This is a genomic window from Hymenobacter sp. H14-R3 (genome assembly GCF_030063445.1).
Classification (GTDB): Bacteria; Bacteroidota; Bacteroidia; order Cytophagales; family Hymenobacteraceae; genus Hymenobacter.
Map to the genome: position 1 here is coordinate 118,470 of NZ_JASITD010000013.1, position 24,798 is coordinate 143,267.

At 58.5% G+C, this 24,798-nt stretch carries 20 protein-coding genes; 3 read left to right on the forward strand and 17 right to left on the reverse strand.

The genetic code is table 11. The features are described from left to right. Positions 1 to 99 precede the first annotated feature (99 nt). From QMK33_RS13470 to QMK33_RS13530, 13 genes are all read right to left on the reverse strand, one after another. On the reverse strand, positions 100 to 744 hold the full coding sequence (locus QMK33_RS13470; protein WP_283565116.1) for a response regulator: 645 nt from the start codon (positions 742 to 744) through the stop codon (positions 100 to 102). A 62-nt stretch (positions 745 to 806) separates the two neighbouring features. Continuing rightward, on the reverse strand, positions 807 to 2,753 hold the full coding sequence (locus tag QMK33_RS13475; RefSeq protein ID WP_283565117.1) for an ATP-binding protein: 1,947 nt from the start codon (positions 2,751 to 2,753) through the stop codon (positions 807 to 809). 220 nt (positions 2,754 to 2,973) lie between these two features. Beyond that, positions 2,974 to 3,876: an ATP synthase F1 subunit gamma gene (atpG, locus tag QMK33_RS13480; protein WP_283565118.1), complete on the reverse strand. Its 903-nt coding sequence runs from the start codon at positions 3,874 to 3,876 to the stop codon at positions 2,974 to 2,976. Between the two features lie 148 nt (positions 3,877 to 4,024). Next, positions 4,025 to 5,608, reverse strand: coding sequence for a F0F1 ATP synthase subunit alpha (atpA, locus tag QMK33_RS13485; RefSeq protein ID WP_283565119.1), 1,584 nt, complete (start codon positions 5,606 to 5,608; stop codon positions 4,025 to 4,027). Between the two features lie 11 nt (positions 5,609 to 5,619). Then, positions 5,620 to 6,183, reverse strand: a complete 564-nt coding sequence (gene atpH / locus QMK33_RS13490) for an ATP synthase F1 subunit delta (protein ID WP_283565120.1) — start codon at positions 6,181 to 6,183, stop codon at positions 5,620 to 5,622. An 89-nt stretch (positions 6,184 to 6,272) separates the two neighbouring features. Next, positions 6,273 to 6,767 carry a F0F1 ATP synthase subunit B gene (locus tag QMK33_RS13495; protein ID WP_283565121.1) on the reverse strand — a complete coding sequence of 165 codons (495 nt, stop codon included), beginning with the start codon at positions 6,765 to 6,767 and terminating at the stop codon, positions 6,273 to 6,275. 192 nt (positions 6,768 to 6,959) lie between these two features. Continuing rightward, the gene (gene atpE / locus QMK33_RS13500; RefSeq protein ID WP_283565122.1) at positions 6,960 to 7,220 is read right to left on the reverse strand and encodes an ATP synthase F0 subunit C; all 261 of its coding nucleotides are present in this window, start codon (positions 7,218 to 7,220) and stop codon (positions 6,960 to 6,962) included. 77 nt (positions 7,221 to 7,297) lie between these two features. Next, a complete protein-coding gene (gene atpB / locus QMK33_RS13505) occupies positions 7,298 to 8,359 on the reverse strand; it encodes a F0F1 ATP synthase subunit A (RefSeq protein ID WP_283565123.1) in 1,062 nt (353 codons plus the stop codon). Between the two features lie 66 nt (positions 8,360 to 8,425). Continuing rightward, complete coding sequence (locus tag QMK33_RS13510; protein ID WP_283565124.1) at positions 8,426 to 8,836, reverse strand: hypothetical protein; 411 nt, start codon at positions 8,834 to 8,836, stop codon at positions 8,426 to 8,428. Between the two features lie 158 nt (positions 8,837 to 8,994). Further along, positions 8,995 to 9,654 carry an alpha/beta hydrolase gene (locus tag QMK33_RS13515; protein ID WP_283565125.1) on the reverse strand — a complete coding sequence of 220 codons (660 nt, stop codon included), beginning with the start codon at positions 9,652 to 9,654 and terminating at the stop codon, positions 8,995 to 8,997. Between the two features lie 2 nt (positions 9,655 to 9,656). After that, positions 9,657 to 10,589: a ring-cleaving dioxygenase gene (locus QMK33_RS13520; protein WP_283565126.1), complete on the reverse strand. Its 933-nt coding sequence runs from the start codon at positions 10,587 to 10,589 to the stop codon at positions 9,657 to 9,659. Between the two features lie 92 nt (positions 10,590 to 10,681). After that, positions 10,682 to 11,395, reverse strand: coding sequence for a pirin family protein (locus QMK33_RS13525; RefSeq protein ID WP_283565127.1), 714 nt, complete (start codon positions 11,393 to 11,395; stop codon positions 10,682 to 10,684). 430 nt (positions 11,396 to 11,825) lie between these two features. Next, positions 11,826 to 12,059: an AtpZ/AtpI family protein gene (locus tag QMK33_RS13530; RefSeq protein WP_283565128.1), complete on the reverse strand. Its 234-nt coding sequence runs from the start codon at positions 12,057 to 12,059 to the stop codon at positions 11,826 to 11,828. Positions 12,060 to 12,231: 172 nt separating this feature from the next. Between QMK33_RS13530 and porW the strand changes: the two genes are divergently transcribed. The 3 genes from porW (at position 12,232) to uvrC (ending at position 19,822) form a co-directional block, all read left to right on the forward strand. Then, positions 12,232 to 15,306, forward strand: a complete 3,075-nt coding sequence (porW, locus tag QMK33_RS13535) for a type IX secretion system periplasmic lipoprotein PorW/SprE (RefSeq protein ID WP_283565129.1) — start codon at positions 12,232 to 12,234, stop codon at positions 15,304 to 15,306. A 93-nt stretch (positions 15,307 to 15,399) separates the two neighbouring features. Beyond that, positions 15,400 to 17,754, forward strand: coding sequence for a transglycosylase domain-containing protein (locus QMK33_RS13540; protein WP_283565130.1), 2,355 nt, complete (start codon positions 15,400 to 15,402; stop codon positions 17,752 to 17,754). A gap of 265 nt (positions 17,755 to 18,019) precedes the next feature. Next, complete coding sequence (uvrC, locus tag QMK33_RS13545) at positions 18,020 to 19,822, forward strand: excinuclease ABC subunit UvrC (protein WP_283565131.1); 1,803 nt, start codon at positions 18,020 to 18,022, stop codon at positions 19,820 to 19,822. A 233-nt stretch (positions 19,823 to 20,055) separates the two neighbouring features. Here uvrC and porN read toward each other — a convergent pair whose 3' ends face one another. From porN to porK, 4 genes are all read right to left on the reverse strand, one after another. Continuing rightward, positions 20,056 to 21,057 carry a type IX secretion system ring subunit PorN/GldN gene (gene porN / locus QMK33_RS13550; RefSeq protein WP_283565132.1) on the reverse strand — a complete coding sequence of 334 codons (1,002 nt, stop codon included), beginning with the start codon at positions 21,055 to 21,057 and terminating at the stop codon, positions 20,056 to 20,058. Between the two features lie 37 nt (positions 21,058 to 21,094). Beyond that, positions 21,095 to 22,636: a type IX secretion system motor protein PorM/GldM gene (gene porM / locus QMK33_RS13555; RefSeq protein WP_502867064.1), complete on the reverse strand. Its 1,542-nt coding sequence runs from the start codon at positions 22,634 to 22,636 to the stop codon at positions 21,095 to 21,097. Positions 22,637 to 22,738: 102 nt separating this feature from the next. Continuing rightward, positions 22,739 to 23,548: a type IX secretion system motor protein PorL/GldL gene (gene porL / locus QMK33_RS13560; protein ID WP_283565134.1), complete on the reverse strand. Its 810-nt coding sequence runs from the start codon at positions 23,546 to 23,548 to the stop codon at positions 22,739 to 22,741. Between the two features lie 72 nt (positions 23,549 to 23,620). After that, on the reverse strand, positions 23,621 to 24,637 hold the full coding sequence (gene porK / locus QMK33_RS13565) for a T9SS ring complex lipoprotein PorK/GldK (RefSeq protein ID WP_283565135.1): 1,017 nt from the start codon (positions 24,635 to 24,637) through the stop codon (positions 23,621 to 23,623). Between the last annotated feature and the right edge of the window lie 161 nt (positions 24,638 to 24,798).

The following is a 24,798-nucleotide window of genomic DNA, read 5'->3' on the forward strand; positions in this document are numbered from 1 at the left end:
CAAAAGTACCGCCTCCGGCACGTAAAAGCCCCCGCTACCAGTCGGCAACGGGGGCTTTTCATAGCTCAGGAAGGGCAAATAAAAATGCGAAAAGCTGCTTTACCAGAACAGCAGGAACAGAGGCCGCTGCCGGGTCTTGGCCATCAGTTCAGACTTGGAATTGACTTGCAGCTTGCGGTATACTTGCCGGATGTGCGAGCGCACCGTGTCGATGCTCAGGTGCAGGCGGTCGGCGAGGCTTTTGTAGCTCAGCCCGTCCTCAATGCCGCGCACGATATCGCGCTCGCGGGCTGTGAGCGTATCGGCGGGGGCCGTTGGGCGCGGGGCAAAATAGCGCGTAACGTGCCGGGCCACGCTCGGGCTCATGGGCGAGCCGCCGGCCGCTACTTGCAGCAGATGCTCCTTGAGCAGGGGCAGCGGGGTGGTTTTTTCAAGGTAGCCCACGGCCCCCGCGCGCAGGGCCTCAAACACGCGCTCGGCATCGGTGTACACGCTCAACATCAGCACTTCGGCCTGGGGCAGCACCTGCCGCAGCACGCTCAGGCCCTCAATGCCCGAGCGGCCGGGCAGGCCAATATCGGAGAGCACCAGCGTGGGCAGAACCGCTAGGGCGGGCAGCGCGGCCATGAATTCCTCGTGCGAAGCGGCGCACAGCACGCAGTCGAACTCAGGCTGCGCGCCCAGATACTCAAACAGCGCCTCGCGAATGGCCGCCTGGTCTTCAATGATGCCGAGAGTTATCACGGCGCAAAGGTCGGCGCGGCCAGCGTACGGCGGTATAGCATAAAGATGTGAATTTACCAGCGTTAGCCCAGAGGTAAGTGCACCACCACGCTGGTGCCCGGCGCCGCGGCTGCGAAGGTGATAACCCCGCCCACGGCCTGGGCCCGCATGCGCATGTTGCGCAGGCCCTGGCCGCCCGGCCGGCCGGCAGCGGTGGGCAGGCCCCGGCCATCGTCGTGCACCAGCAACTCTAGCTGCTGGCCCAGCAGGCGCAGGCGCACGCGCACCTGCCGGGCCTGGGCGTGCTTCACCACATTGTGCAGCGCCTCTTTGTAGATGTAGTACAGGGCCTGGCGGGTAGCCAGCGGCAGCGGGGCGGTGGCCACGGCGGGCTCGGCCGCAAAGTCGAGTTCCAGGCCGGCGGGCGGCAGCACTTCGTGGGCGTGGTCGCGCAGGCGGTCGAGCAGGCTGGCAGCCGAGTCATAGCGCGCGTCGATGCTCCACACGGCGTCGCTCATCTGGCGGGCGGCGCGGCGGCTGGCGTCGGCCATCTGGTCGAGGTAGGCCTGCTGCTGGGCCGGGGCGTAGCGCCCCTCGCGCAGCAGCGTGCTCTGCATGGATATCTGGGTGAGCATGCTGCCTACTTCATCGTGCAGGTCGGCGGCAATGCGGGTGCGCAGCGCCTCCTGGCGCAACGTTTCGCGGCGGCGGTAGCGCCACAGCCCGTAACCACCGGCCGCCAGCACCACCAAGGCCAGGCCCACCAGGGCCGCCGCTCCCTGCCGGTAGCGCAGGTGCTGTAGCTCCTGCTGCTGGGTTTGGAGGCGCGCCTGCTGCCGCAGCAGTATTATTTGGTCTTGCTGCTGGCTACGGGCCGCCTGCGTCTGGAGGGCAGCGGCCCGCCGCCGGGTAGCCTCACCGTTGATACTATCGGCGTAGGTGCTAGCCAGGGCCTGGTAGCGATAGGCATCATGGCCCTTGCCCATTTGGTCACTGGCCTGAGCCAGCACCTGGGCCGCATCGCGGATTGCGGGGCGCAAGTGGGCAGGCAGGGAGGCGGCCAGGCTGCGGGCCGCATAGTAGCGGGCACTATCGGGGCGAGCGGTAGCCAGCCAGGTTTGGGCGAGTAGCAGCGTAGCCCGGGTCACCTGCTCGGGAGTGCCACCGGTGGCCTGGGCGCGGCGCAGCAGCCCATAGGCGGCACCACGGGCCGCCAGGTGGTCGCCAAGGCGGTCCGTCATTTCGGCCTTACTTAGTTCGATGGGCAGCAAGCCGTGGGCATTGTACACCAGCCGCCAGTTGGTTTCTGCCCGCACGTAGTAGCGGCGGGCGGCCAACCACTGCCCCTGCTCCCGGCTGATATCGCCGAGGCCAAAATACACGTAGCCAGTGCCCAGCGGGTCGTGCGCCGCCGCAATTAGCCGGCTGGCTTCAATTACGTGGGTGTAAGCGGCGGCATAGTCGCCCAGCGCCAGCTCGATACGCCCCACCTGCACCAGCTGAAACAGCTCGGCCCGGGCGTTGTGAATGGTATGAGCCAGGGCCAGCCCATCCAGGCTGGGGCCCAAGGCAGCGGCATAGTTACCTTGCTCGGTATAAATGCGCGTCAGGTTATAGTAGGCGCGCGTTTGGGTATAGCGGCTCTGAATACGCATACTCATATCCAATGCCTTACGAGAATAATAGATGGCCGAATCGTACTGATTACACGCCCGGAAGTAGTAGCCCAGGTTGAAGTGTGCATCCAGCAGCCCCTTGCTGAAATGTAACTGCTGGGCCAGTGCCAAGGCCTGTCGGGCCAGGTACTGCGACTGCGGGGCCTCGTTGGTGCGCAAAATGAAAGACAGCGCATTGAGGCGCCCCACCCGTGTGGTATCGCGCCGGGGCTCGGCCACCAGCAAGCGCCCGATACTGTCGCGCACGGCAGCTACCTGGGCCAGCGGCGGCGTCGGCCCTTGCGCTTGGGCGGCCTCCCTGCCCAGCACCAGGCACAGTAATAGAAGAAAAAACCCCCTTCCGGTATAAAGCACGCCAACTACTCTAGAATTAACTCCTTAACTCATCAACCCGCGAGTAGTTTCAGCAACCTACTTACTTACAGGTTTTTAGGAAGGCCAAAAAGCGGTGCTTCTGCGCCTAGCATACGACAGCGAGCAGCCTGGATATGCGGGGCCGCGCTACTCATCCGCAAGTAAAAAGCGCCGAAGCCGCTATGGGCTCCGGCGCTTCTGCACTGTGCGGCACTGCGTGTTAGCGAGTAGCTGCTAGGGCTTCGGCCCCACCCACGATTTCGAGAATCTCGGTGGTAATAGCTGCCTGGCGCGTCCGGTTGTACGTCAGCTTCAGGGCTTTAAGCAGCTCGCCGGCGTTGTCGGTGGCTTTGTCCATGGCCGTCATGCGGGCGCCGTGCTCCGAGGCGTTGCTTTCCAGCACCGCCTTGTAAAGCTGAATTTTCAGGCTCTGCGGAATGAGGGTTTGGATGATGTCCTCCTTGCTCGGCTCAAAAATATAGTCGATGTTGGCGTCCGGCGCAGTGGAGCTGGGCACATCGGCGGGCACCTCCGTGGGCACGAGTGGCAGCAGCTGCTCGGTATTGATAACCTGCATCGCCACGTTCTTAAACTCGTTGTACACCATCACCACTTGGTCATAGGTGCCCTCCACGAAACCTTCCATCGCTACTTCCGCCGCGGCGCGCACCGTATCAAACGACAGCTTGGCGAAGACATGTGTGTAATCACCCACCCGCTTGGCCCCGCGCCGCGTGTAGTAGTCATGCGCCTTCTTGCCGATGGCCAACATAGTAATGTTGTCTTTAGGCAGGTTAGCATAACGGTCAGCTATCAAGGCATTTACGCCCTTAAATACGTTGGCGTTGAAAGCACCCGCCAAGCCCCGGTCGGAGGTAATGGCGATGATGAGCACCCGGCTCACTTCTCGCACCTGGCCATACTCGCTCACCACCTCGTCGGTAGTAGTGCGCGTCAGGTTGGCCAGGATGCTGGTCAGCCGCTGGGCGTAGGGGCGCATCCGAATGATGTTGTCCTGGGCCCGGCGCAGCTTGGCCGCCGCCACCATTTTCATGGCCTTGGTAATCTGCTGCGTGCTCGACACCGATTGGATGCGCGAGCGTACTTCTTTGAGGGAGGCCATAAACTTGATTAATAGCTAAAAACCAATTGTCATTGCGAGGAGGAACGACGAAGCAATCCCTCCTCCTATTCGCCCTACTTGTTACAGCAGGCGGCAAGGAAAGATTACTTAGTCGTTCCTCCTCGCAATGACAACTAGTTTCTGATACTTACTTAACAGCGTAGCTAGCCGCTACGTCCTTGGCCGTTTGGCGGATGGCACCCGTTACCGAGTCATCCAGCTTGCCGGCTTTCAAGGCCTTGAGCACCTCGGGGTGACGGGCGTTCAGTACCTGGCGGAACTCCACCTCGAACTCACGCACCCGGTTTACGGGCACGGTGTCGAGCAGGCCGTTGGTCGAAGCGTAGATGATGGCCACTTGGTCTTCCACCTTCACGGGCGAAAACTGGGGCTGCTTCAGAATCTCCAGGTTGCGGCGGCCGCGCTCAATGGTGAGCCTGGTCGAAGCATCGAGGTCGGAACCGAACTTGGCAAAAGCTTCCAGTTCGCGAAACTGGGCCTGGTCGAGCTTCAGCGTGCCCGACACCTTCTTCATGCTCTTAATCTGGGCGTTACCACCCACGCGGCTTACCGAGATACCCACGTTGATAGCGGGGCGCACGCCGGAGTTGAAGAGGTTGGTTTCGAGAAAAATCTGGCCATCCGTAATCGAGATTACGTTGGTCGGAATATAGGCCGACACGTCGCCCGCCTGCGTTTCGATGATGGGCAAGGCCGTGAGCGAGCCACCACCTTTCACCAGCGGCTTCAGGCTTTCAGGCAGGTCGTTCATGTTGCGCGCAATCTCGTCCGAAGCGTTGATTTTAGCGGCACGCTCCAAGAGGCGGCTGTGCAGGTAAAATACGTCGCCGGGGTAGGCCTCACGTCCGGGAGGACGACGCAGCAGCAGCGACACCTCGCGGTAAGCCACGGCCTGCTTGCTCAAGTCGTCGTATACTACCAGCGCCGGACGGCCCGTATCGCGGAAGTATTCGCCGATGGCGGCACCCGTAAATGGGGCGTAGAACTGCATCGGCGCGGGGTCCGAAGCCGAAGCCGACACCACGACCGTGTATTCCATGGCGCCGCCTTTGGTGAGGGCCTGCACTACCTGTGCTACCGTCGAAGCCTTCTGGCCGATGGCCACGTAGATGCAAAAAACTGGCTCACCACGGTCGTAAAACTCGCGCTGGTTCAGGATGGCATCGAGCGCTACGGTCGACTTGCCGGTCTGGCGGTCACCGATAATCAGCTCGCGCTGGCCGCGGCCAATTGGAATCATGGCGTCGATAGCCTTGATTCCCGTTTGCAGGGGCTCGGTCACCGGCTGGCGGAAGATTACGCCGGGTGCCTTGCGCTCCAGGGGCATCTCGTAGGTTTGGCCCACGATGGGGCCACGGCCGTCGATAGGCTGGCCCAGCGTGTTTACCACGCGGCCCACAATGCCCTCGCCCACCTGGATGGCGGCAATCTTTTTGGTGCGGCGCACGGTAGCACCCTCTTTGATGTCGCCGTAGTCGCCGAGCATTACGGCACCTACGTTGTCTTCTTCGAGGTTCAGCACCAGCGCTTGCAGGCCGTTTTCGAACTCAATCAGCTCGCCCGACTGCGCGTGCGACAGCCCGTAGATGCGGGCCACACCGTCGCCAACTTGCAGCACCGTGCCGACTTCTTCCAGCTCGGCGGCCGATTTGAAATTGGACAGCTGCTGCCGCAGGATAGCGGATACTTCGTCCGGGCGTACTTCTGCCATGATATGGTTTCTTAATTTGAGCTAGGTTGATACGTATTGTCGGTGAGGGACGCGCGCAGGCGGCGCAGGTTACCCTTTACCGAATCGTCGACTTGCTGGTCGCCCACCCGCAGCACGAAGCCGCCAATAAGCGAGGCATCGACCTTTTCGGTGAGCGAAACTTCGGTGAGGCCGGTTTGCTGCTTCACCAGCTGCTCGACTTCGGCACGAGTGGCGGGCGTGAGCGGCGTGGCCGACGTCACTTCCGCCACCTGCACGCCCATTAGAGCGTTATACTGCGACAGGAACTCGAAACCAATGTGCTCCAAAGCTGACTCGCGGTTTTTGCTGGTCAAAATCTGAAAGAAGCGCATCAGCATCTCCGACACCTTGCCGCCGAAGATGGCGGTGAGGATGCTGAGTTTCTTGTCGTGCTTCACAATCGGGTTGCGGAGCAGCAGGCGCAGGTCGCGACTGCCAGCCATGGTGTTGGCCAGCAAGTCCATATCCTGCTTAATGGTTGCCAGGGTGCCCATTTCCTGCGCCAAATCCAGCAAGGACTTGGCATAGCGGGCGGCTACTCGTTGGTCGGCCATTGGTTTTTAGCTGGTAGCCAATAGCGGTTAGCTACTCGCTTTTGATATATGTAAGCCAACAGCTAAGCCGCTATCAGCTAACAGCTTACTTAATTTAATTTTACGTCTTTCAGGTACACGTCTACCAACTGCTGCTGGGCAGTAGGGTCGGCTAGCTCGCGGCGCAGAATGCGCTCGGCGATGTCGAGGCTCAGCTGGGCAGCGGTGTTCTTTACCTCGGCAAGGGCCTGGTTCTTCTCCTGCTGAATGGCTTCGCGGGCCTGCTGGGTAATGCGGGCGGCTTCTTCCGAAGCGCTGGTTTTGGCCTGCTCCACAAACTGGGCAGCCATGGCCTGGCCTTCTTTCAGCATCTGGTCGCGCTCGTGGCGAGCGTCGGTCAGGAGCTTCTCGTTGCCAGCCTTCAGGCTTTGCATTTCTAGCTTAGCTTGCTCGGCCATTTTCAGGGCCTGGTCAATACTGTCCTCACGCTCTTTCAGCGAACCTAGAATGGGCTTCCAAGCGAACTTGGCGAGCAAAAGAAGCAGGAGGAGAAAAATCAAAGTTTGCCAGAATAGCAAACCAAATTCGGGGGTGATAAGCGACATGAGTACGGCAATTATCGGGGGTGGCAGCGCAGCAACTAAGCCGCACTAGTAAACATTCAGCAGCGGCAAGGAAGTTGCCGAAACTGCTGATTTGACGGGCGTTGCCACGTAAACTCAGGCTTTAGCCGAACGAAAACCCGGCACGGCCGGCTCCCAAAGCGGGAGCCAGCCGGCCGGGCTATACCGAAGCGATTACTTCAAGTTCAGCGCGATGAGCAGGCAGACTACGATGGCGAACAGCGTAGCACCTTCCAAGAGTGCCGCTACGATAAGCATGGCAGTCTGGATTTTGCCCGAAGCCTCGGGCTGACGGCCGATAGCCTCCATAGCGCTACCACCGATGCGGCCAATACCCAGGCCAGCGCCCAGGATAGCCAAACCAGCGCCGATGCCGGCACCCATTACAGCCAGACCAACCGAATTAACAACTTGCAGTAACAACGAAAGAAGCATGGTAAAAAAGAAATGTGTGTAGGGAAAGAGAAACTTGGGAAATAAAACCAGGCTACCAACAGAGTAGCGCGGCTAAACTAGTGAGCCGCTACGTCGGGCCGGGTAAGATGCGCAAGGTTGGAACCGCCCCCACGCTGCTCGGCCGTGCCGAAGTCATTGTCGGGGCTGTGGGCTTCGTCGTGGTGATGCTCTTCCACGGCGCTGCCGATGTACATGGCAGTTAGCAGCGTAAAGATGTAGGCTTGTAACACAGCTACCAATAGTTCCAACATGCTGATAAACAGACCGAAGGGAACGGCGATAAAGCCAGTGGCGGACGAGCGGAAGATGAAGATGAGGCTAATGAAGCTCAGAATGATAATGTGCCCGGCCGTGATGTTAGCGAACAAACGAATCATCAACGAGAACGGCTTTACCAGCACGCCCACCAGCTCGACGGGTACCATGATGATGTAGAGCGGCCACGGCACCCCGGGAGGCGCGAAAATGTGGCCCCAGTAGTTTTTGTTGGCGCTGAAAAGCGTGATGAGCAGCGTAATCAAAGCCAAGGCCATCGTAACGGCAATGTTGCCCGAGAGGTTGGCCGCGCCGGGCGTGAGGCCCAGCAGATTATTGAACCAGATGAAGAAGAACACCGTGAGCAGGTACGGCATGTATCGCTCATACTTGGGGCCGATGCTTTTTTTGCCTACTTCGTCGCGGATGAAGACCACGAATGGCTCTAGCAGTGATTGCAGGCCCGAGGGAGCCTGGCCCACGCGCCGGTTGTACGACTTGGCCACCGAGGCAAAGATGAACACCAGCAACAGGCTGCTCATGGCTAGCGCGGCCACGTTCTTGGTAATGGAAAAGTCGTAAACCTTGCCGCCATCGAGCGTCACTAGTTTTTCATGTTCCAGTTTGAAATTGCCGTAAGTTTTACCTTCAGCAAGCTTTTCTGATGAAAAAGAGGATAGCCCCCGGCCCGGCTCGTAGGCGAACACGGGTAGGTAGGTGACAAAGTTGCTGTTGTCGGTGCTGAACCAGTGCCACTCGTGTGAGTCGGCCACGTGGTGCAAAATAACTTCGCCCGGGTTGAAAGCCTTCCCTTTTTCACCCGTCTCGGTGGGTTCGGCGGCAAAACCGGCGAACGTGCACAAGCAAAGAAAGAGGGTTAGTAAACGCTTCATTCAATAGTAGTTAAAATCAAGTCCGTTGGTAAATTTCTATTCTTTTGGGACTTGCTTCGCTGAAAACGGGCGCAAGTTACTAAAAATAGCCCAGATTTCAAAGCCAGCGCACAGAAAATAGCCAATGAAGAAGGCCCCGAGGAAAGTGAGCATCGCGTGATTATTGCTCAACCCGCCCCCAAAAAAGTAGGACAGGATGATGCCAATACCTAACACCAGCCGCAGCCCAACGCCTCCAAAGTAGGCCACCAAAAAATTATCGGGTGAGCGCTGCGTTACCCGCGCCGTGAACCAGTAAGTAAGCAGTGTCAGAACCAGTAGCACCCCCAATACGGCCGGGGCTGATGGGTGCACGACCGCCGCGCCGAAGCTCGCCCGCAACCCAAACAGCACCACGAAAATGGCCAGTGCAAAGGCGGCAAAATGGGTGAGAAAACGAGCGTTCATATAAGGAATAGCCGAAGCCGGGGGGCAAAGGTCGGCATGAACTGGCTAATAGTCACGCAAAAGCTCCGCCGGCCGGAGCCAGTAGGGCTATTTTAATGCTCCGGTAAAGTAAAAAACTACCGCGAGCAGCAGGATGAATTACCAGTATTTGCACGGTATTAAACGGCCGGGAAGTTGGCCTCCAGCCAGGCCACAGCCCCGTCGAGGTCGGCCGGCACGAGGTTGTGGCCGGTGGGCATATCGCGGCGCGTGAGGACGTAGCCGGCTCGCGTGAGCAGGGCGGCGTAGGCATTGGTGGCGGCGGGGCGCACGGTGGGGTCTTGCTGGCCAGGGGTGAAGAACACCGGCACCGGGCGCGGCGCGGCAAACACGGGCACTTGCTGCACCAGCGGCTGCATGGGCCGCCACAGCACCGCGCCCGCCAGCAGGCCGGGGTACAGCATAAGCAGGCCGCCCGCAATGTTGGCCCCGTTGGAGTAGCCTACGGCAATGAGCTTGGTCGCATCAAAGCCTTCTTTCACAGCTACTTTACCTAGGAAATCAGCCAGCTCGTGGGTACGAAAAATCACGTCGGGCTCGTCGAACACACCCATGCCCAGGCGGCGAAAGAAGCGCGGCATCCCACCCTCCTGCACGTTGCCGCGCAGGCTGAGCACGTTGAGGCCGGGCCCAAAGCGGGCGGCAATAGCAAGCAGGTCGCGCTCGTCGCCGCCGGTGCCGTGCAGCAGGAGCAACGTGGCCCGCGCCGGCGTGGGCGCGGGCTGGTAGACGTAAGTAAGGGGCTGAAAAACCGCCGTGCTTAGGCTTATAGCACTCATAATTAAGCTAATACGGGCAGGTGTGCTTCGATGGCGGCGCGCTTGCTTTCGTGCTGGGGTGGCAGCATGAGGTGCGTGCCCAACTCGGCCAGCGGCTCATCTACCATAAAGCCGGGGTTGTCGGTGGCTACTTCAAATAGTATCCCGCCCGGCTCGCGGAAGTACATGGCGTGGAAGTACTGGCGGTCAATCTGGGGTGTTACCTGCAAGCCTTTCTTAATGAGCAGGTTGCGGAAATACAGCTGACTGGCATCGTCCTTCACCCGGAAGGCTACGTGGTGCACCGAGCCGCCGGCCACGTGGCCGTGGGCCTCGCCAGGGGCGGCCACTAGCTCCACGATATTGGCGGTGTCCAGGGCATCGGTGGCGTAGCGGAAACGGTTGACGTGCTGGGCCACCAGCTTGTAGCCAAATACGTCGGTAAGCACGGCGGCCGTGCCTTCGATATTGCTCAGGGTGAGGGTAATGTGGTGGAAGCCGCGGGTGGCTACCTCGGCCGATACCTCGGCGGTGGTCCAGGGCGTGCGGGGGTCGTCGGCCACTTCGGTCAGCTCCAGCTTGAGGCCGTCGGGGTCGAGGAAGGTGAGGTAGCGCTGGCCAAACTTTTCGGCCGGCTTATTACAGGTGATACCGTTGGCCTCGAAGCGCTTCATCCAAAAATCGAGGCTGCCGACGGGCACGGCGTAGCCGGTTTCGGTGGCCTGGCCGGGGCCACGGCGGCCGGGCGTCATGTGCTCCCAAGGGAAAAACGTGAGGATGGTGCCGGCCGAGCCGCGCTCGTCGCCATAGTACAAGTGGTAGGTGCCGGGGTCGTCGAAATTGACAGTTTTCTTGAGAAAGCGCAGCCCGAGCACTTTAGTGTAGAAATTGAAATTGCGCTGGGCATCGCCCGCGATGGCCGTGATGTGGTGCAGGCCTAAGATTTTATTATCCATGATAGTTAGTGAGTTAAGTAGCTATGAGCAAACGGCTCACCCCACCCCCGGCCCCTTTCCTCCGGGAGAGGGGCCGGGGGTGGGGTGAGCCGCTAGTGATTAATAGGCGCTTCAATCAATAAAAAGCGCGTGTCGGCGGTGCAGCCGAGATGCACGTGGCCGGTTCCTTCCCAAATGCCCAGCGCGTCGCGGGTGCCGAGCACCTCGTTGCCCACCCGCACGGTGCCGCTGAGGACGAATACGTAGAGCATCTTGTTGGCCGGGGCGAAGTGATAGTCTACCACTTGGTTTTCAGTATAATAACCCAGCGAGAGCTTGGCATTCTGATTTATCCAGCAGTGGGCGGTACCTTCCTCGTTGCTCACGATAGTGGTGAGGCAGTTGGCGCGCTTTTCTTCCGGAAACTGGCGGCGCTGGTAGCGCGGCGTCACGTTCTGGAGCTTGGGCTCAATCCAGATTTGCAGAAAATTCACCTCGTCGTCGCCCACGTTGTACTCTTCGTGGCGGATGCCGCTGCCGGCACTCATAATCTGCACGCCGCCGGCCGGAATTACCTCCGAGTAGCCTAGCGAGTCCTTGTGGTTCATGGTGCCAGCCAGCAGCACCGAAATGATTTCCATGTTGGCGTGGGCGTGCAGGCCGAAGCCCTGGCCGGGGGACACGTAGTCGTCGTTAAACACGCTTAGCAAGCCAAAGCCGTTGCGGCCGGGGTGGGCGTAGGGGCCGAAGCTGAAGGTGAGGTGGCTTTTCAGCCAGCCGATGTCCTTTAGGCCGCGGTCGGCGGCAGGAAAAAAATGCGTGCGCATAGCGGAAAGAGAGAGGTAACCTTGATGACGCATCAAAGCTACGATACAATTAATGTACCTACATTAATTGGTGTAAAAAAGTTTTCCGCCTCACCCTTTTTCCTTGCTGGTTAGACTAAAAAATGACCTCACTTACCATGCAAGCCACTACTTATAGAACTTACGTGAAGAATCCACTTTCAGCTCCAGCGGGGTTGTACCCGGTAGGGCAATAGGGCACTGGTAACTACCTGTGTGCGAACAACAAAGCCTGGCAGGGGCAATACTTATCCTGCGCAGCATCCGAATGTCATTCCCTCGGAGTTAAAGTACTTATTATCAGTATTTTGCTATTGATACATCGCCCTACCGGGGCTAGCCAGTAGCCTCGATTGCGTAAGTCCTAACTTATCAGAAAAGAGCTATCAGCCAAAAGCTAATAACCGTTAGTTTATTGGTCGCTGCTCACGCTGCGAATAACCTGGTACAGCGCCAGAAAGATGCCTCCCAGCGTGAAGCCAATGGTGTACCAGGGCGTTTTGGGTTGAAAATGGCCATCGAGCCACACGCCGGCCCAGGTGCTGAGGCCGATGATGGCGAGCATCTGGATGGCGATGCCCGAGTACCGGGCCAGGGCCGAGCGGTCGGAGGAGGGTTCGTTGGGCGGGGGCGAATTAGTGGCCATGCGGGGCGGTGGGCAAGGTGGTGAAGGAGCAGTGAGGCCGGGGCCGGGTTTCGGGCGGGGCGGGCGTAATTTTACGAGTTGTCAGCCGTTAGCGCTGGGCGGGCCGAACATTTTGGGCCGGGCCGGGCGTTGCACTAGCCACTTATCGTTCTTACCAGACCAGCTTTCGACGTTGAAAATCGCTATTCCTCTGAGCTATTACCGGTTGTGGCTGCTGGCCTGGCTGGGACTGAGCGCCGCCGGCTGCGCCTCCGATAAGTCGCTGGTGAGCCACGCGCTCAACAACGTAGCCGCCCGCGACAACGGGTTTTTTCTGGCCCGCGAAAAGCTGTGGGCCGTGGAAGAAGGCTTGTACAAGGCCCGCAACAACGACTACAACCGCGTGCTGCCCCTCTACCCTACCCTGGACAGCGGCACGGTGCGGGCCACCCGGCCCGACCTGAACGACATTATCAAGAAGGCGTCGCTGCCCATTCAGCACCGCGCGGGCTCCGACTGGACCGACGATGCCTACCTGCTGGTGGGCTGGGCGCGGTTTTATAAGATGGAGTTTGACGACGCCATCCTCACGTTTAAGTACGTGAACAGCACCAGCCGCGACCCCATTGCCAAGCAGGAGGCACTTATTGGGTTAATGCGCAGCTTTTTGATAACCAAGCAGTTGGATAATGCCAAGGCGGTATCCGATTTGCTCGACAAGGAAGTAGGTCTGCCTAAGGATGCGCGCGAGCTATTCCTGGCCCGCGCCGACTATTACCTCCAGGTGGAGGAGCCCGCCAAGGCTATTGAGCAGTTGGAGCGCGCCGTGCCGCTGATTCCGGCCAAGAACGAGCGGTCGCGCACGCGCTTCCTACTGGCGCAACTCTACCAGGCGCAGGGCCAGGACAAGGAAGCCACTGCCCAGCTCAATAATATTCTCAAGCACAACCCGCCGTATGAGCTTGACTTTCAAGCAAAACTTCTCTTAGGCCAGGTATCGGAGCTGGATAAGCAGAACAAGGAGCGACTGGACAAGTACTTCGCCGCGCTGCTGAAAGACCCCAAAAACAAGGAGTACCAAGATAAAATTTACTACGAGATGGCGCGGCTGGCCTACCGCCAGCAGAAGTACGGCGATGCCCTAGGCTTGCTGCGCACCTCGGCTAAAATGCCCACCGTCAGCAAGTCGCAGAAGGGCTACACCTACCTGCTGGCCGGCCGCATCTACTACGAAAACCTGCATAAATACCGCCTGGCCGCCGCCTACTACGACAGCACCGTGCAGGCCATGCCCAAGGAAAACCCACTGTTTTTGGCTACCCAGGAGCGCGCGGGCATTTTGCAGGAGTTTGCCACCCAGTACACCATCATCGAAACCCAGGACAGCCTGCAAGCCCTGGCCAAGCTACCTGCTGCTGAGCTAGATAAGCGCCTGAATACCTACGCCGCCGCCGAGCTGGAGGCCCAGCGCATAGCCGCCGCCAAAGCCCTGGCCTCCCAAAAGGTACTGGCTCAAAAGCAGCAGGCCGACGCCAGCCGCATCAGCTCGTCGCCGAGTGCGCTCAGCGGCACCCAGCGCGATATCAGCAACCCTAATTCGTTCGATGCCACCACGGCGGTGGCCTCTGGCGCGGGCTGGTACTTTGACAATGCCACCTCGCTGGGCACGGCGCGCAGCGACTTCTTGCGCCTCTGGGGCGACCGCAAGCTGCAAGACAATTGGCGCACCACCCTCACGCCCAGCTCTTCGCCCAACGCCCCGCAAAACGGCGGCGCGCCCCTGAGCGTGACCGGCAACGACCAAACCCGCGTGAACGGCACGGCCGCCGGCACCACCCCGGCCACCGCCCCCGTGGTAGACCCGCTGGCCGAGCAAAACGCGCTCGTAGCTACCTACCGCCAGGCCATTCCGACCACGCCCGGCCAGCTGCAAGCTTCCGACAAGCAGGTAGAAGGGGCTATGTATGAGCTAGGTGGCATTTACAAGGAGCTGCTAAAAGAGAAGCAGCGCGGCTACGAAACCTACGCCGGCGAGGTAACGCGCTACCCACGCGGCGAACACGCCCCCGATGCCGATTACCTGCTCTACCTCTACTACAAGGACCTGCCCGACCCGGCCAAGGCCGCCGAGTACGCCGCTGCTTTGCAGCGCGAGTTCCCCAGCTCGACCTACGCCAAGCTCATTGCCGACCCGCTGTACCGCGAGCACGAGCGAGCCCTGCACAACGCCGTGGCTGCCCGCCTCGACTCGGCCTTTACGCTGTATAAGGACCAGTATTTTACCCGCGCCAAGGCGGCCGTTACGCGCCTCGAAAAGCAATATCCCAAGAGCGACCTCACCGACCGCGTGGCGTACTTGAAGCTACTGCTGGCTATTCGCACCCAGGCCCCGGCCGCCGTGCGGGCCTCGGCCGGGCAGTTTGCCACCGCCTATCCTGATAGCCCGCTAGTGCCCCAGGCGCTGGCCTTAGCCGGAGCTTACAAGAAAGCCCAAGATGGCCAACTAGCTGGGGCCCTGGCTTCTACCGAAAAGCCAGTGGTGTCGGTGTTCCGCCCCGGCGAGGTCGACAACCGGATACGCATTCTCTACGCTCCCGACGAGACGCCGGCTGAGCCGTTGCCTACGCCTGCGGCTCCGGCGCGCGTTGCTCCAGCTACCGGCCTCAATACCAGTGCCGTACCAGCCAAAACCAACGCGCCAGCAGAGGCTATAATGAAGCCCAGCAAAGCCACCACGGGTAAACCCAAGGCCGGCCCCCCGGCCCCCGCTACTGCGCCGGCTCCCGGCGCTAATCCAACTCCTGCCCCAGCTACGGATACCCCTGTACCCGCCGGAGCTACGCCGACTGTATCCGCACCTGCTACCGTGGAGCCCGCGCCAGCCGCGCCCACCGTGGCCTACGCCACGCAGCTGAGCGCCGCCCACGCCGTAGTACTTGTGTACCCTAAGGGCACCGCGCCGGCCGCCGACCTGGCCGCGCAGTTCACAGCGTATAACAACAAGTTTTTCCGGGCCAATACCCTCACCGTGCAGGCGGCCCAGCCGCTGGGCACCGACCAGGAAATGGTGGTGGTCCGGTCTTTGCCGGGCTCCAAGGTGGCCCAGAGCTACGCCACCAAGCTGCGGGGCCCACAATCGCCGCTGGCTCGCCTGCGCGGCCAGGGCTACCAGACGCTTACCATCAGCCTGGCCAACCTGACGCTGCTGCAAGCAACGGGCGGCGACCTCGCCGGCTACCAACAATTCTACCAGAAGGTTTACCCTTGAGGGGAATTTGGGATTAAGAGTCTGGAAGGAGAAATTACCCGTTGCTCTTCAACTAATTCTTCGTTCTAAATTCTTCATTACCAATTACTTAAAATGCCTACTTCTTCTTCCTCCCCGGTTCGCCCTACTTCTACTGCGCGCCGGGGGCCGCCGCCGGTGCGCAGGGGGCGCTTCCAGGCGTTTACGCGCACCATGTGGGTGCTGTTTGGGGGCGGGTTGGTGGCGCTGGTGCTCTACCTGGGGGCGGTGAGCAGCAATTTCATGAACCTGTTTGGGCGCATGCCTAACCTGCACGCCCTCGAAAACCCGAAGAGCGAGCTAGCCTCCGAAATCTACTCGGCCGATGGCGTGCTGCTGGGCAAGTATTTCCGCGAGAACCGCACGCCCGTTGACTATAAAGACCTGCCGCAGAACGTAATAGATGCGCTCATTGCTACCGAGGACGTGCGCTTTGAGCAGCATTCGGGCATCGACTTCAAGAGCATTATGCGGGCCGTGGCGGGCCTGGGCCGTAGCGGCGGCGGCTCTACCCTGAGCCAGCAGGTGGCCAAGGTGCTCTTCAAAACCCGCCCCGGTGAGGAAAGCAACCTCAACGGCGGCAGCCTCAACGGCGCGGGCAAGCTGGGCCTGCTCATCACCAAAACCAAGGAGTGGCTACTGGCCATCAAGCTGGAGCGCAACTACACGAAGCGCGAAATCATGCGGATGTACCTCAACACCGTCGATTACGGCTCCAACGCCTTCGGTATCAACACGGCCGCCAAAACGTTTTTTAATAAGAAGCCCAAGCTCCTCACTACGGCCGAGGCGGCCACGTTGGTGGGCATTGTGAATGCGCCCTCACGTTTTAGCCCAGTGCTGCACCCGGTACGCTCCAAGCGCCGCCGCAATTGGGTACTGCAACAGATGGTGAAAGCCAACTACCTTAGCGCCAGCCAGATGCAGCAAGATACGGCCAAGTCCATCGTGCTGCACTACAGTGTCGAGAGCTCGGTGCAAGGTCTGGCGCCCTACTTCCGCACCGAGGTGGCCAAGTACCTGCAAGCTTGGGCCCGCGAAACCGACCACGACCTCTACGCCGACGGCCTGAAAATATACACCACCCTCGACTCGCGCATGCAGACCTACGCCGAGAAGGCCGTGGCCGAGCACCTTGCTTTGCAGCAGAAGTGGTTTTCGGCCCACTGGCAGGGCCAGCTACCCTGGCGCGATGAGAACGGCAAGATTATTCCGCGCTTCCTGGAAACGGCCATGCGCCGCACCCAGCGCTACAAGTCACTGATGACGCGCTTTGAAGGCAACAAAGACTCGGTGAACTACTACCTGAACCACAAGTACCACATGCAGGTGTTTTCGTGGCAGGGCGAGCGCGACATGTTCCTATCGCCGATGGATTCGCTGGCTTACTACAAGCGCTACCTGCGCGCCGGCTTCATGGCCGTGAATCCCCTCAACGGCTACGTAAAAGCTTGGGTGGGTGGGCCCAACTATAAGTTCTTCAAGTTTGACCACGTGCGGCAGGGCAAGCGCCAGCCGGGCTCCACGTTCAAGCCCATTGTGTACACGGCGGCCATCGACCAAGGCTATTCGCCCTGTTACCCGCGGCCCGATATTGCGACTACCTTCCCCGGCGTGGCCGGCCGGCCGCCCTACACGCCCCACAACTTTGAGGGCAGCTTTTCGGGGCGCAGCTTCACACTGCGGCAGGCGCTAGCCCGCTCCATGAACTCCATCACGGCGTGGCTGGTGTTTAAGCTAGGGCCCGAAACGGTGGTGGCCTACGCCAAGCGTTTGGGCATCACCTCGCCCATCGACCTGGTGCCGGCCGTGGGCTTCGGGGCCTCCGATTGCAGCATTTTTGAGCTGTGCGGGGCCTACGGCACCTTCGTAAATAAGGGTGTGTGGACTGGCCCACTACTGGTGACGCGCATCGACGACAAAAATGGTAACGAGCTGCGCCGCTTCGTAGCCCAAACCAAGGAAGCTCTCAGCGAGGAAACGGCCTACGTGATGACCAACATGCTGCAAGCCAGCACTACCGAGCCAGGCGGCACCAGCACCATCCTGCACACGGGCTTCAAGTTCAACACCTCCATTGGGGCCAAAACGGGTACTACGTCCAACTACTCCGATGCCTGGTTTATGGGCATCACCCCCAACCTCGTCTGCGGCATGTGGATTGGCGGCGAAGACCGCAGCATTCACTTCCGCACCGGCGCCTACGGCCAGGGCGCCCGCTTGGCGCTGCCGCTCTACGGCATCTTCATGAAGAAGGTGTACGCCGATAAGTCGCTCGATGTGGACACTGGCCCTTTCCCGCTGCCCACTACGCCGCTCACTATCGAGCTCGACTGCTCGAAGTACTACGGCGGCCAGCGTGACACCATCCCGAGCAACCAGAAAATGGCCCAGCCCAACCTGGACGACTTGGACGACAAGGATATCTAAAAAGCGCAGATGTAGACAGATTGCGCTGATTTCGCTGATTCTACTGGCGCAGGCTAGTGCGGTTGGTACCACTGGCGCCGGCTGTCTTGTAGCTCCAAAGCAATAAAACGTAGAGGAGCCGGCTACTTTTGCCGGCTCTTTTGGGTTTACTAGCACCCTCTTTTCCCTACCCACCGCTTCCGGGTACGCTCCGCATGGCTTGACCGCGACAACCCGCACCAGTCGAATCTGCGAAATCAGCGTAATCTGTCTAAATCTGCGATTTATGGCTGCCAGTTCTCCCCTTCAAGTTCAAATCAACCACCTGCCCCACCAGCCCGGCGTGTACCGCTATTACGACGACGAGGGCATCATTTATGTGGGCAAGGCCGTGGACCTGCGCAAGCGCGTGAGCAGCTACTTCACCAAGCAGGACCACAACAAGAAAACTCAGCAGCTAGTCAAAAACATCAAGCGCATTGAGTTCACCATCGTGAACTCGGAGTCGGATGCCTTTTTGCTCGAAAACAATCTCATCAAGCAGTACCAGCCCAAGTACAACATTCTGCTCAAGGATGGCAAAACGTACCCCTACCTGCTGCTGACCAATGAGCGCTTTCCGCGCCTCATTCCCACGCGCAACAAGCAGCCCGGCCAAGGCCACTACTTTGGCCCTTACGCCAACCAGGGCGGCCTCAACGTGCTGCTGGAGCTCATCCGGGCGCTGTACCCGCTGCGCACCTGCACGTATAACCTGAGCCCCGAAAACGTGGCCGCCGGCAAGTTTAAGGTGTGCCTGGAGTACCACATTGGCAACTGCAAAGGCCCCTGCGTGGGCAACGAAGACGAGGCCGCGTACAACCAGTACATTCAGCAAATCCGCCAGATTCTGGGCGGCGACCTGCGCCTGCCTAAACAGTACTTCCGCGATAAGATGACCGTTGCGGCCCAGGATATGCAGTACGAGCTGGCCCACCAGTTCAAGCAGAAGCTCGACAAGCTCGACGATTTCCAGGCCAAGAGCACCATCGTGAGCGCTACGCTCACCAACATCGACGTGTTCAGCATCGCCTCCAACGAGAAGGCCGCCTTCGTCAACTACTTTAAGGTGATGAACGGCAGCATCATCCTCACCCAAAACCTGGAACTGACCAAAAAGCTCGACGAAACCGACGCCGAAATTCTGGAGCCGCTCATCATGCAGCTGCGCCAGGAATACGAAAGCGAAGCCCGGGAAATCCTCACCAACGTGCCCGTCGGCGACCTGCCCCTGCCCGGCGTGAGCGTAGCCCAGCCCCAGATTGGCGATAAGCGCAAGCTCTTGGAGCTCAGCATCAAAAACGTGCTCTATGCCCGCAAGGAGAAGGAAAGCATGAATGAGAAGAGCAAGGATGTGAACGAGGTGCGCATCATGGAGCAAATCAAGAAAGACCTGCGCCTCAAGGAGTTACCCAAGCATATTGAGTGTTTCGACAACTCCAACTTTCAGGGCGATAACCCCGTGGCAGCCATGGTATGCTTCCGCAACGCCCGCCCCAGCAAAAAGGACTACCGCCACTACCACATCAAAACGGTAATCGGCCCCAACGACTTCGACAGCATGTACGAAGTAGTGCACCGCCGCTACCGCCGCCTCGTAGATGAAGGCGCCAGCCTGCCCCAGCTCGTGATAGTAGATGGCGGCAAGGGCCAGCTCAGCATGGCCGTCAAGGCACTGAAGGACCTCAATCTCTGGGGCCAGCTGTCCGTTATCGGCATTGCTAAGCGCCTCGAAGAAATATACGTCCCCAACGACCCCCTACCGCTCTACATCGACAAAAAGAGCGAAAGCCTGCGCCTCTTCCAGCGTATGCGCGACGAGGTACACCGCTTCGGCATCACCTTCCACCGCAAGCTGCGCGACGAAGCCACCCTCAAAACCGAGCTCACCGACGTGAAAGGCCTCGGCCCCATCACCGCCGAAAAACTCCTCAACAAATTCAAATCAGTCAAGAAAATCAGGGAGCTAACCGAAGCCGAGCTAATCGCCGAAATAGGCAAAGCCAAAACCAAAGTACTCCTAACCTACCTGACCGCAGATTCAAACTGATTTAACGGATTTCGCAGATACGCCCGCCTGCGGCGGGCTAACTGCGCTAGGCACTACGCTATGTGACTTTCTATGAGCACATTATCAAATACTGCACTTACTAATACAACCAAAACCAAAAAGAGAGAGGACCCCAGCACGTAGCCGGGGCCCTCTCTTTTTTCATTAGCGTAGTCAGCCCGCCGCAGGCAGGCGTATCTGCGGAATCCGTTAAATCAGTTTGAGTCAGCGGTTTAGAAGGACCATAGGCTATACTCGTACTCCACTAGGTCAGCCGCCGTTTGCTGAGCGGCCAAGAGGCCCTCGCGCTCACTGCCATACTGCGTAGCTAAATCATCGCCTGAAGGGTTAGAAACCTTCACGATATACGAGTTGAACAACCAAAGCTCAAAGGCATCGGCCAAGTTTTTGTGCTGGGCATCGTTCTGCGCATTAAACCAGATAGCCGTCTGCGGATTGTTGCGGAACACCTTCACCAAGTCCGAGTACTTAAACGAAGCAACGTTCTTCTCCAAGCCCGACGTATTGGTAGCCAACGTAGAAGGCAGCTTCAGCGACACCGTTTTAATCTGGTGGTACATCCGCGAGCGCTTCTTGTCGAATATCATCTCCTCGGTCAATTCCATCTGGTAGATGTCCTTGGCGCGGTAAGGGGCCGTGGTAGCGGGTGGGGGTGGTGGCAAGGCAGCTACAGTAGAAGTTTTCACGGTCTTGTACACGTACTGGCCATTCTTCTTCACTGGCTTGCCCTTGCTATCCAGCACCTTCACGCGCTTGGTGTTGCCAGCCGGGGCCGGAGCTATCGGCGCACCCCAACCATCGTTGGCAGGGGCGGCTTTCTTCTTGTTTGTGGCAGCTGGTGCAGCGCCCCAGTCACCGCCATCAGCGTCGGGGCTGATGGGGGCTTCGATGGCGTATGACATATTCTCCGTCATCTCTTTAGGGGAGAATGTTGACGTAACGGAGTCGTTTCGGTAAGCCTGTAGCTCGCCGCGATTTACGGCATCTATAATGACCCGGCTAATTTCTTTGCCGTCTGAGAACATCGGGCGGTTCTGCTTTTCGCGCAGGTCAATGGCGCGCCAGATAGTTTTGCGAAACATCTGGTCGGAAGCCGGAATCTGCCGGATGGCCCCCGTCGTGGCCGTCGAGGTAGCCTGCTCCTGCGCCCGGCCTACCAGCGCAACCAAAAGGGCTGCGGCGGTAAAAGGCACTGCTTTGAAATAGCGGGTCATAATAGAATTTTTAAAGCTAACGAATTACGTAATTACCTTATTGCAACGGAATGTTGAACGTACGGGTCATAGTCACATCTTCCGTCTGGTTCTGAAAGTTCATGCGCTGCACTCCCTGCACCTCCAGAAACAAGCGGTCGCCTTCTTTGTAGGCGTTCACCATGTCGCTGAAGTCGCCCTGCGGACCGTTGATGGTCTTCGGACCGACAACCGGGCGCTTGCCACGGGCCAAGACAGCCGTGAAGCGCGACACGCGGTAACGCGCATCCTCGGGCAGGAAAGTAGCAAAGCCAGGGTCAGGAATAGCACGCATGGTGATAGACCGAATAGAAGTACCAGCAGTTCCTTGCTTCTCATTTGCTTCGCTGCCGCCAGCGTAGCACTTGATGGTAGGGTTCGGAATCGGACGCACCTTGAAGGTTTGCGAGCCGATGGCGTTGCCGCCGCTGCTCACGTTTAGGGTTACTTCGCGGGCGTTGGGCACCAGCGTCACGTCACCTTTCTGACCCGTGATAACCGAAGCACCCGAGGCCGAGAAGCTCGGCTGGTACTGGGCGCCAAGGGCTGGTACCTGCACACTCAGCTTGTTGCCACACTTGTAGTAAAGCGCCTGCACCGAAGCCGATTGAATCTGCATTACGGGCTTAGTAACGGTGTAAGGCACCGTTACTTTAAACGTGGTGTCGCGGCCATTCTGATTGATGCGGATGCTACCAGTCCAGCTAGCTTTAGCGTTGCCAGCGGCATCAAAGCTACCCGGGCGTGCCGTGAACTCGATTTTGCCGTGGTTGGTCTTGGGGTCAACTGCTAGCGAACTGCCGTTGTAAGTCATGTTCTGCTTTAGGCCACTAGCCGCCGCCGTCAAGAACAGTTCGGCTTTGTATTTGGTGCCAGCTGCTACCGTGTTTGACTCAGCCGAGGCAAAAGCGCCCAATTTGTCGAACACGATGGTTTTGGCACCAACCTTCTCCGCCTGCTTTTGCAACGCATCAGCCTGGTATTTAAGTACTTCCGTTTCCTTCTGGCTTAGAATGGCCAAAGCGGCTACAACCGGCGTATTTTCGAAGTTCAGTTCGGCGAAGCTCTTGTTCTTTTGCTCCGAGTTGGCTGGAATGCGGGAGTCAGCCTTAGCATCCAGCGCAAGGGGCCGCGCATCGGGCACAAACTGCTTGATATACTCCGAGTAATCATTCAAGCGCTTCTGCATGGGGTAGGCCAAGCCGTTTTGCTTGCCGCCGAGCATGGTGATGGCCACCTTGTCCTCGGCACTCATGTTTTTGTAGTCGCTCTGGCCCTTTACATTCTCGGTGGAGGTGTAGAGATTATTGCGCACCTCGCTGAGGTAAGCCAGCACTTTCTTTGTTTCGTCGCGAATTTCCTCGCTCTTTTTGAGCACAGCCATATCGGCCGCCTGGTTACGGTTTTTGGCTACGGCTGCTTCGATGCCTTTCACGGTGCCATCAGCAGCCTGCTCGGTCTTGCCGTTGACATCCGTGAGGCTATCGTCAATAAACTTGAATTTCAGCAAAATTGCTGAGTTAACCTGGAGCGCCAGCAGAGCGGTCAACACGAGATACATCATGCCAATCATCTTCTGCCGCGGGGTTTCTTTTCCGCCTGCCATCTGCTAGATATCTTGCTAAATTGTTATAGTATAAGCGATTACAACTAGTTTATTCGCTTAGGCAGCGGGATTACGCATGGCGTTCAGCATATTACCGTACACGCGGTTGAGCGACGTGAGGTTGCCAGTGAGGGCAGCCACCTGACCCTGCATGTTCTCGGTGTCTTTGCCAGCCTGCACCATGTTCTCCATGGCTTTGCCCAACGTACCGTAGAACTGGTTCATCGACTTGAGGTGCGTGTTGGCATCCTGCAACTCCATTTCGTACACTGCGTTCAGGGCTCCCAAGTTCTTGGTTACGTTCTGCACTTGCAGATGGTACTCCTTAGCATCGCCCGTGGCGTTGGAAAGCGAGGTGATGGCTTCCACCGTGTTCGAGTAAGCCTTGTTAATGCCGTCGAGTGATTGGGCAGCGGTACGTACCTTCTGGGTATACTCGTCGGTAGCGTTGGTAGCATCGCCGAGTTTACCGAGTTGCGCGGTGGTGGCACTGAGACGGTTCAGGCCCTGGCCCAGGTTAGTGAGGGCTTCGGGAGTGACGTTAGCGTTTTTCAGCATGTCGTCCAGCTTACCGGTCAGGCCGTTGGGCGCGGGGGTTGAATCACGGAAGCGGTTATCGTTGGTCGACGGGTCATAGCCTTCGCTCAGCTCGGGGTAAACCAGCGCCCAGTCGTGGTCAGACTGGTGGGGCTGGAAAGCACTCAGGAAGAAAATAACTGCCTCAGTACCAAGGCCGACCATCAGCATTTGGTCAGCGCCTTTCCAGTGCAGAATTTTGAATAGTGCCCCGATGATAACCACTGCTGCGCCAATGCCATATACTTTCGGCATTACGTCGTCGTAGAGAAAGTTTTTCTTAACAGCCATTTTGGGTAGTAAAGCTTTAGCAGCTTAGTTTTAAAGAAAGAGAAAAAGAATGAATTGGACTACAAACAGTTATTAATTCAGGCGACGGTTGGTGCCCATACCAATCTGAATCATGGAGCAGCGGAAACCTATGTAAGAGCGGGCCGAATCCTGGTATTCGAAGTTGCGGGTACCCGTTTCGAGGAAGTACTGAATATCTTTCCACGAACCGCCGCGCACTACTTTGCGGGGCTCGTTATCGTCAGGGTTAGTAGGGTTCAAGTCCCATACTACCGGCACCGAGGCTTCCATGTAGGCATCATCGCACCACTCGCTCACGTTGCCGGCCATGTCATACAGGCCGAAGTCGTTGGGGAAGTACGAGCCTACTTCCGAGGTGTAAGCGTAGCCATCGGAAGCGTAGTCGCCGCGGCCAGGCTTAAAGTTGGCCAGCATGCAACCCTTAGTGTTGCGAACGTAAGGGCCGCCCCAAGGGAAGGTGGCGCCTTCGCGGCCGCCACGGGCGGCGTACTCCCACTCAGCCTCCGAGGGCAAGCGGAAGTTGGGGTAAGGAGCTTCGCCCGTCTCTTCGCTAGCTACGCTTTTGAGCTTGGTGCGCCAAGTGCAGAAGTAGCGGGCGGCAAACCAATCGACGCCTACTACGGGGTAGTCGTCAAAGGCGGGGTGAGAATAGTAATATTCCAAGAGCGGGTCACCCATGTGGTAGGTGAAGTCGCGCACCCAAACTGTGGTGTCGGGGTATAATTCAGTTTTAATGTAGTCTTCACCCAGAGCCTCTACCGAGTCTTGCATGATGGCATTCACGAATTGACGATATTCATTGTTCGTGATTTCGGTTTCGTCCATGTAGAAGCCGGCGATGGTCACCTGCTTGTTCATATTCACCATCGAGGCCGCTATATCCTGGTCAGTCTGGCCCATATGGAAGGTTCCGCCGGGGCAGGGCACCATGCCGAAGGGTACTTCCTGGGGGTTAAAAATGGGCCGGTCATCGGTACCAACTAGGTCACCCTGGAAGTTTTTTGTAAAACAGCCACCCAGAAATACCCCCGATAAGGCTAATAGAGGTAATACCAGAAATTTTTTCATAATAGAAAGAAAAGAACTAATTTATAAGCCGGGGGCAATTGATTCAAATTGTGTATTTACTGGCAAATCTACGTTGCTACCAGTGGCTGCGCAATACGGCATTGATGCGTAAAGCGCCTTATTCGCTCAGCGGGCAAAAAAACTCGCTAAATGGCCCTAAA

What these genes read in the sequence shown, in the direction of transcription:
- atpG (WP_283565118.1), bottom strand. Translation starts at nt 3,876, where the DNA reads ATGGCCTCCCTCAAAGAAGTACGCTCGCGCATCCAATCGGTGTCGAGC.
- atpA (WP_283565119.1), bottom strand. Translation starts at nt 5,608, where the DNA reads ATGGCAGAAGTACGCCCGGACGAAGTATCCGCTATCCTGCGGCAGCAG.
- atpH (WP_283565120.1), bottom strand. Translation starts at nt 6,183, where the DNA reads ATGGCCGACCAACGAGTAGCCGCCCGCTATGCCAAGTCCTTGCTGGAT.
- QMK33_RS13495 (WP_283565121.1), bottom strand. Translation starts at nt 6,767, where the DNA reads ATGTCGCTTATCACCCCCGAATTTGGTTTGCTATTCTGGCAAACTTTG.
- atpE (WP_283565122.1), bottom strand. Translation starts at nt 7,220, where the DNA reads ATGCTTCTTTCGTTGTTACTGCAAGTTGTTAATTCGGTTGGTCTGGCT.
- QMK33_RS13510 (WP_283565124.1), bottom strand. Translation starts at nt 8,836, where the DNA reads ATGAACGCTCGTTTTCTCACCCATTTTGCCGCCTTTGCACTGGCCATT.
- QMK33_RS13515 (WP_283565125.1), bottom strand. Translation starts at nt 9,654, where the DNA reads ATGAGTGCTATAAGCCTAAGCACGGCGGTTTTTCAGCCCCTTACTTAC.
- QMK33_RS13520 (WP_283565126.1), bottom strand. Translation starts at nt 10,589, where the DNA reads ATGGATAATAAAATCTTAGGCCTGCACCACATCACGGCCATCGCGGGC.
- QMK33_RS13525 (WP_283565127.1), bottom strand. Translation starts at nt 11,395, where the DNA reads ATGCGCACGCATTTTTTTCCTGCCGCCGACCGCGGCCTAAAGGACATC.
- QMK33_RS13530 (WP_283565128.1), bottom strand. Translation starts at nt 12,059, where the DNA reads ATGGCCACTAATTCGCCCCCGCCCAACGAACCCTCCTCCGACCGCTCG.
- QMK33_RS13540 (WP_283565130.1), top strand. Translation starts at nt 15,400, where the DNA reads ATGCCTACTTCTTCTTCCTCCCCGGTTCGCCCTACTTCTACTGCGCGC.
- uvrC (WP_283565131.1), top strand. Translation starts at nt 18,020, where the DNA reads ATGGCTGCCAGTTCTCCCCTTCAAGTTCAAATCAACCACCTGCCCCAC.
- porN (WP_283565132.1), bottom strand. Translation starts at nt 21,057, where the DNA reads ATGACCCGCTATTTCAAAGCAGTGCCTTTTACCGCCGCAGCCCTTTTG.
- porM (WP_502867064.1), bottom strand. Translation starts at nt 22,636, where the DNA reads ATGTATCTCGTGTTGACCGCTCTGCTGGCGCTCCAGGTTAACTCAGCA.
- porL (WP_283565134.1), bottom strand. Translation starts at nt 23,548, where the DNA reads ATGGCTGTTAAGAAAAACTTTCTCTACGACGACGTAATGCCGAAAGTA.
- porK (WP_283565135.1), bottom strand. Translation starts at nt 24,637, where the DNA reads ATGAAAAAATTTCTGGTATTACCTCTATTAGCCTTATCGGGGGTATTT.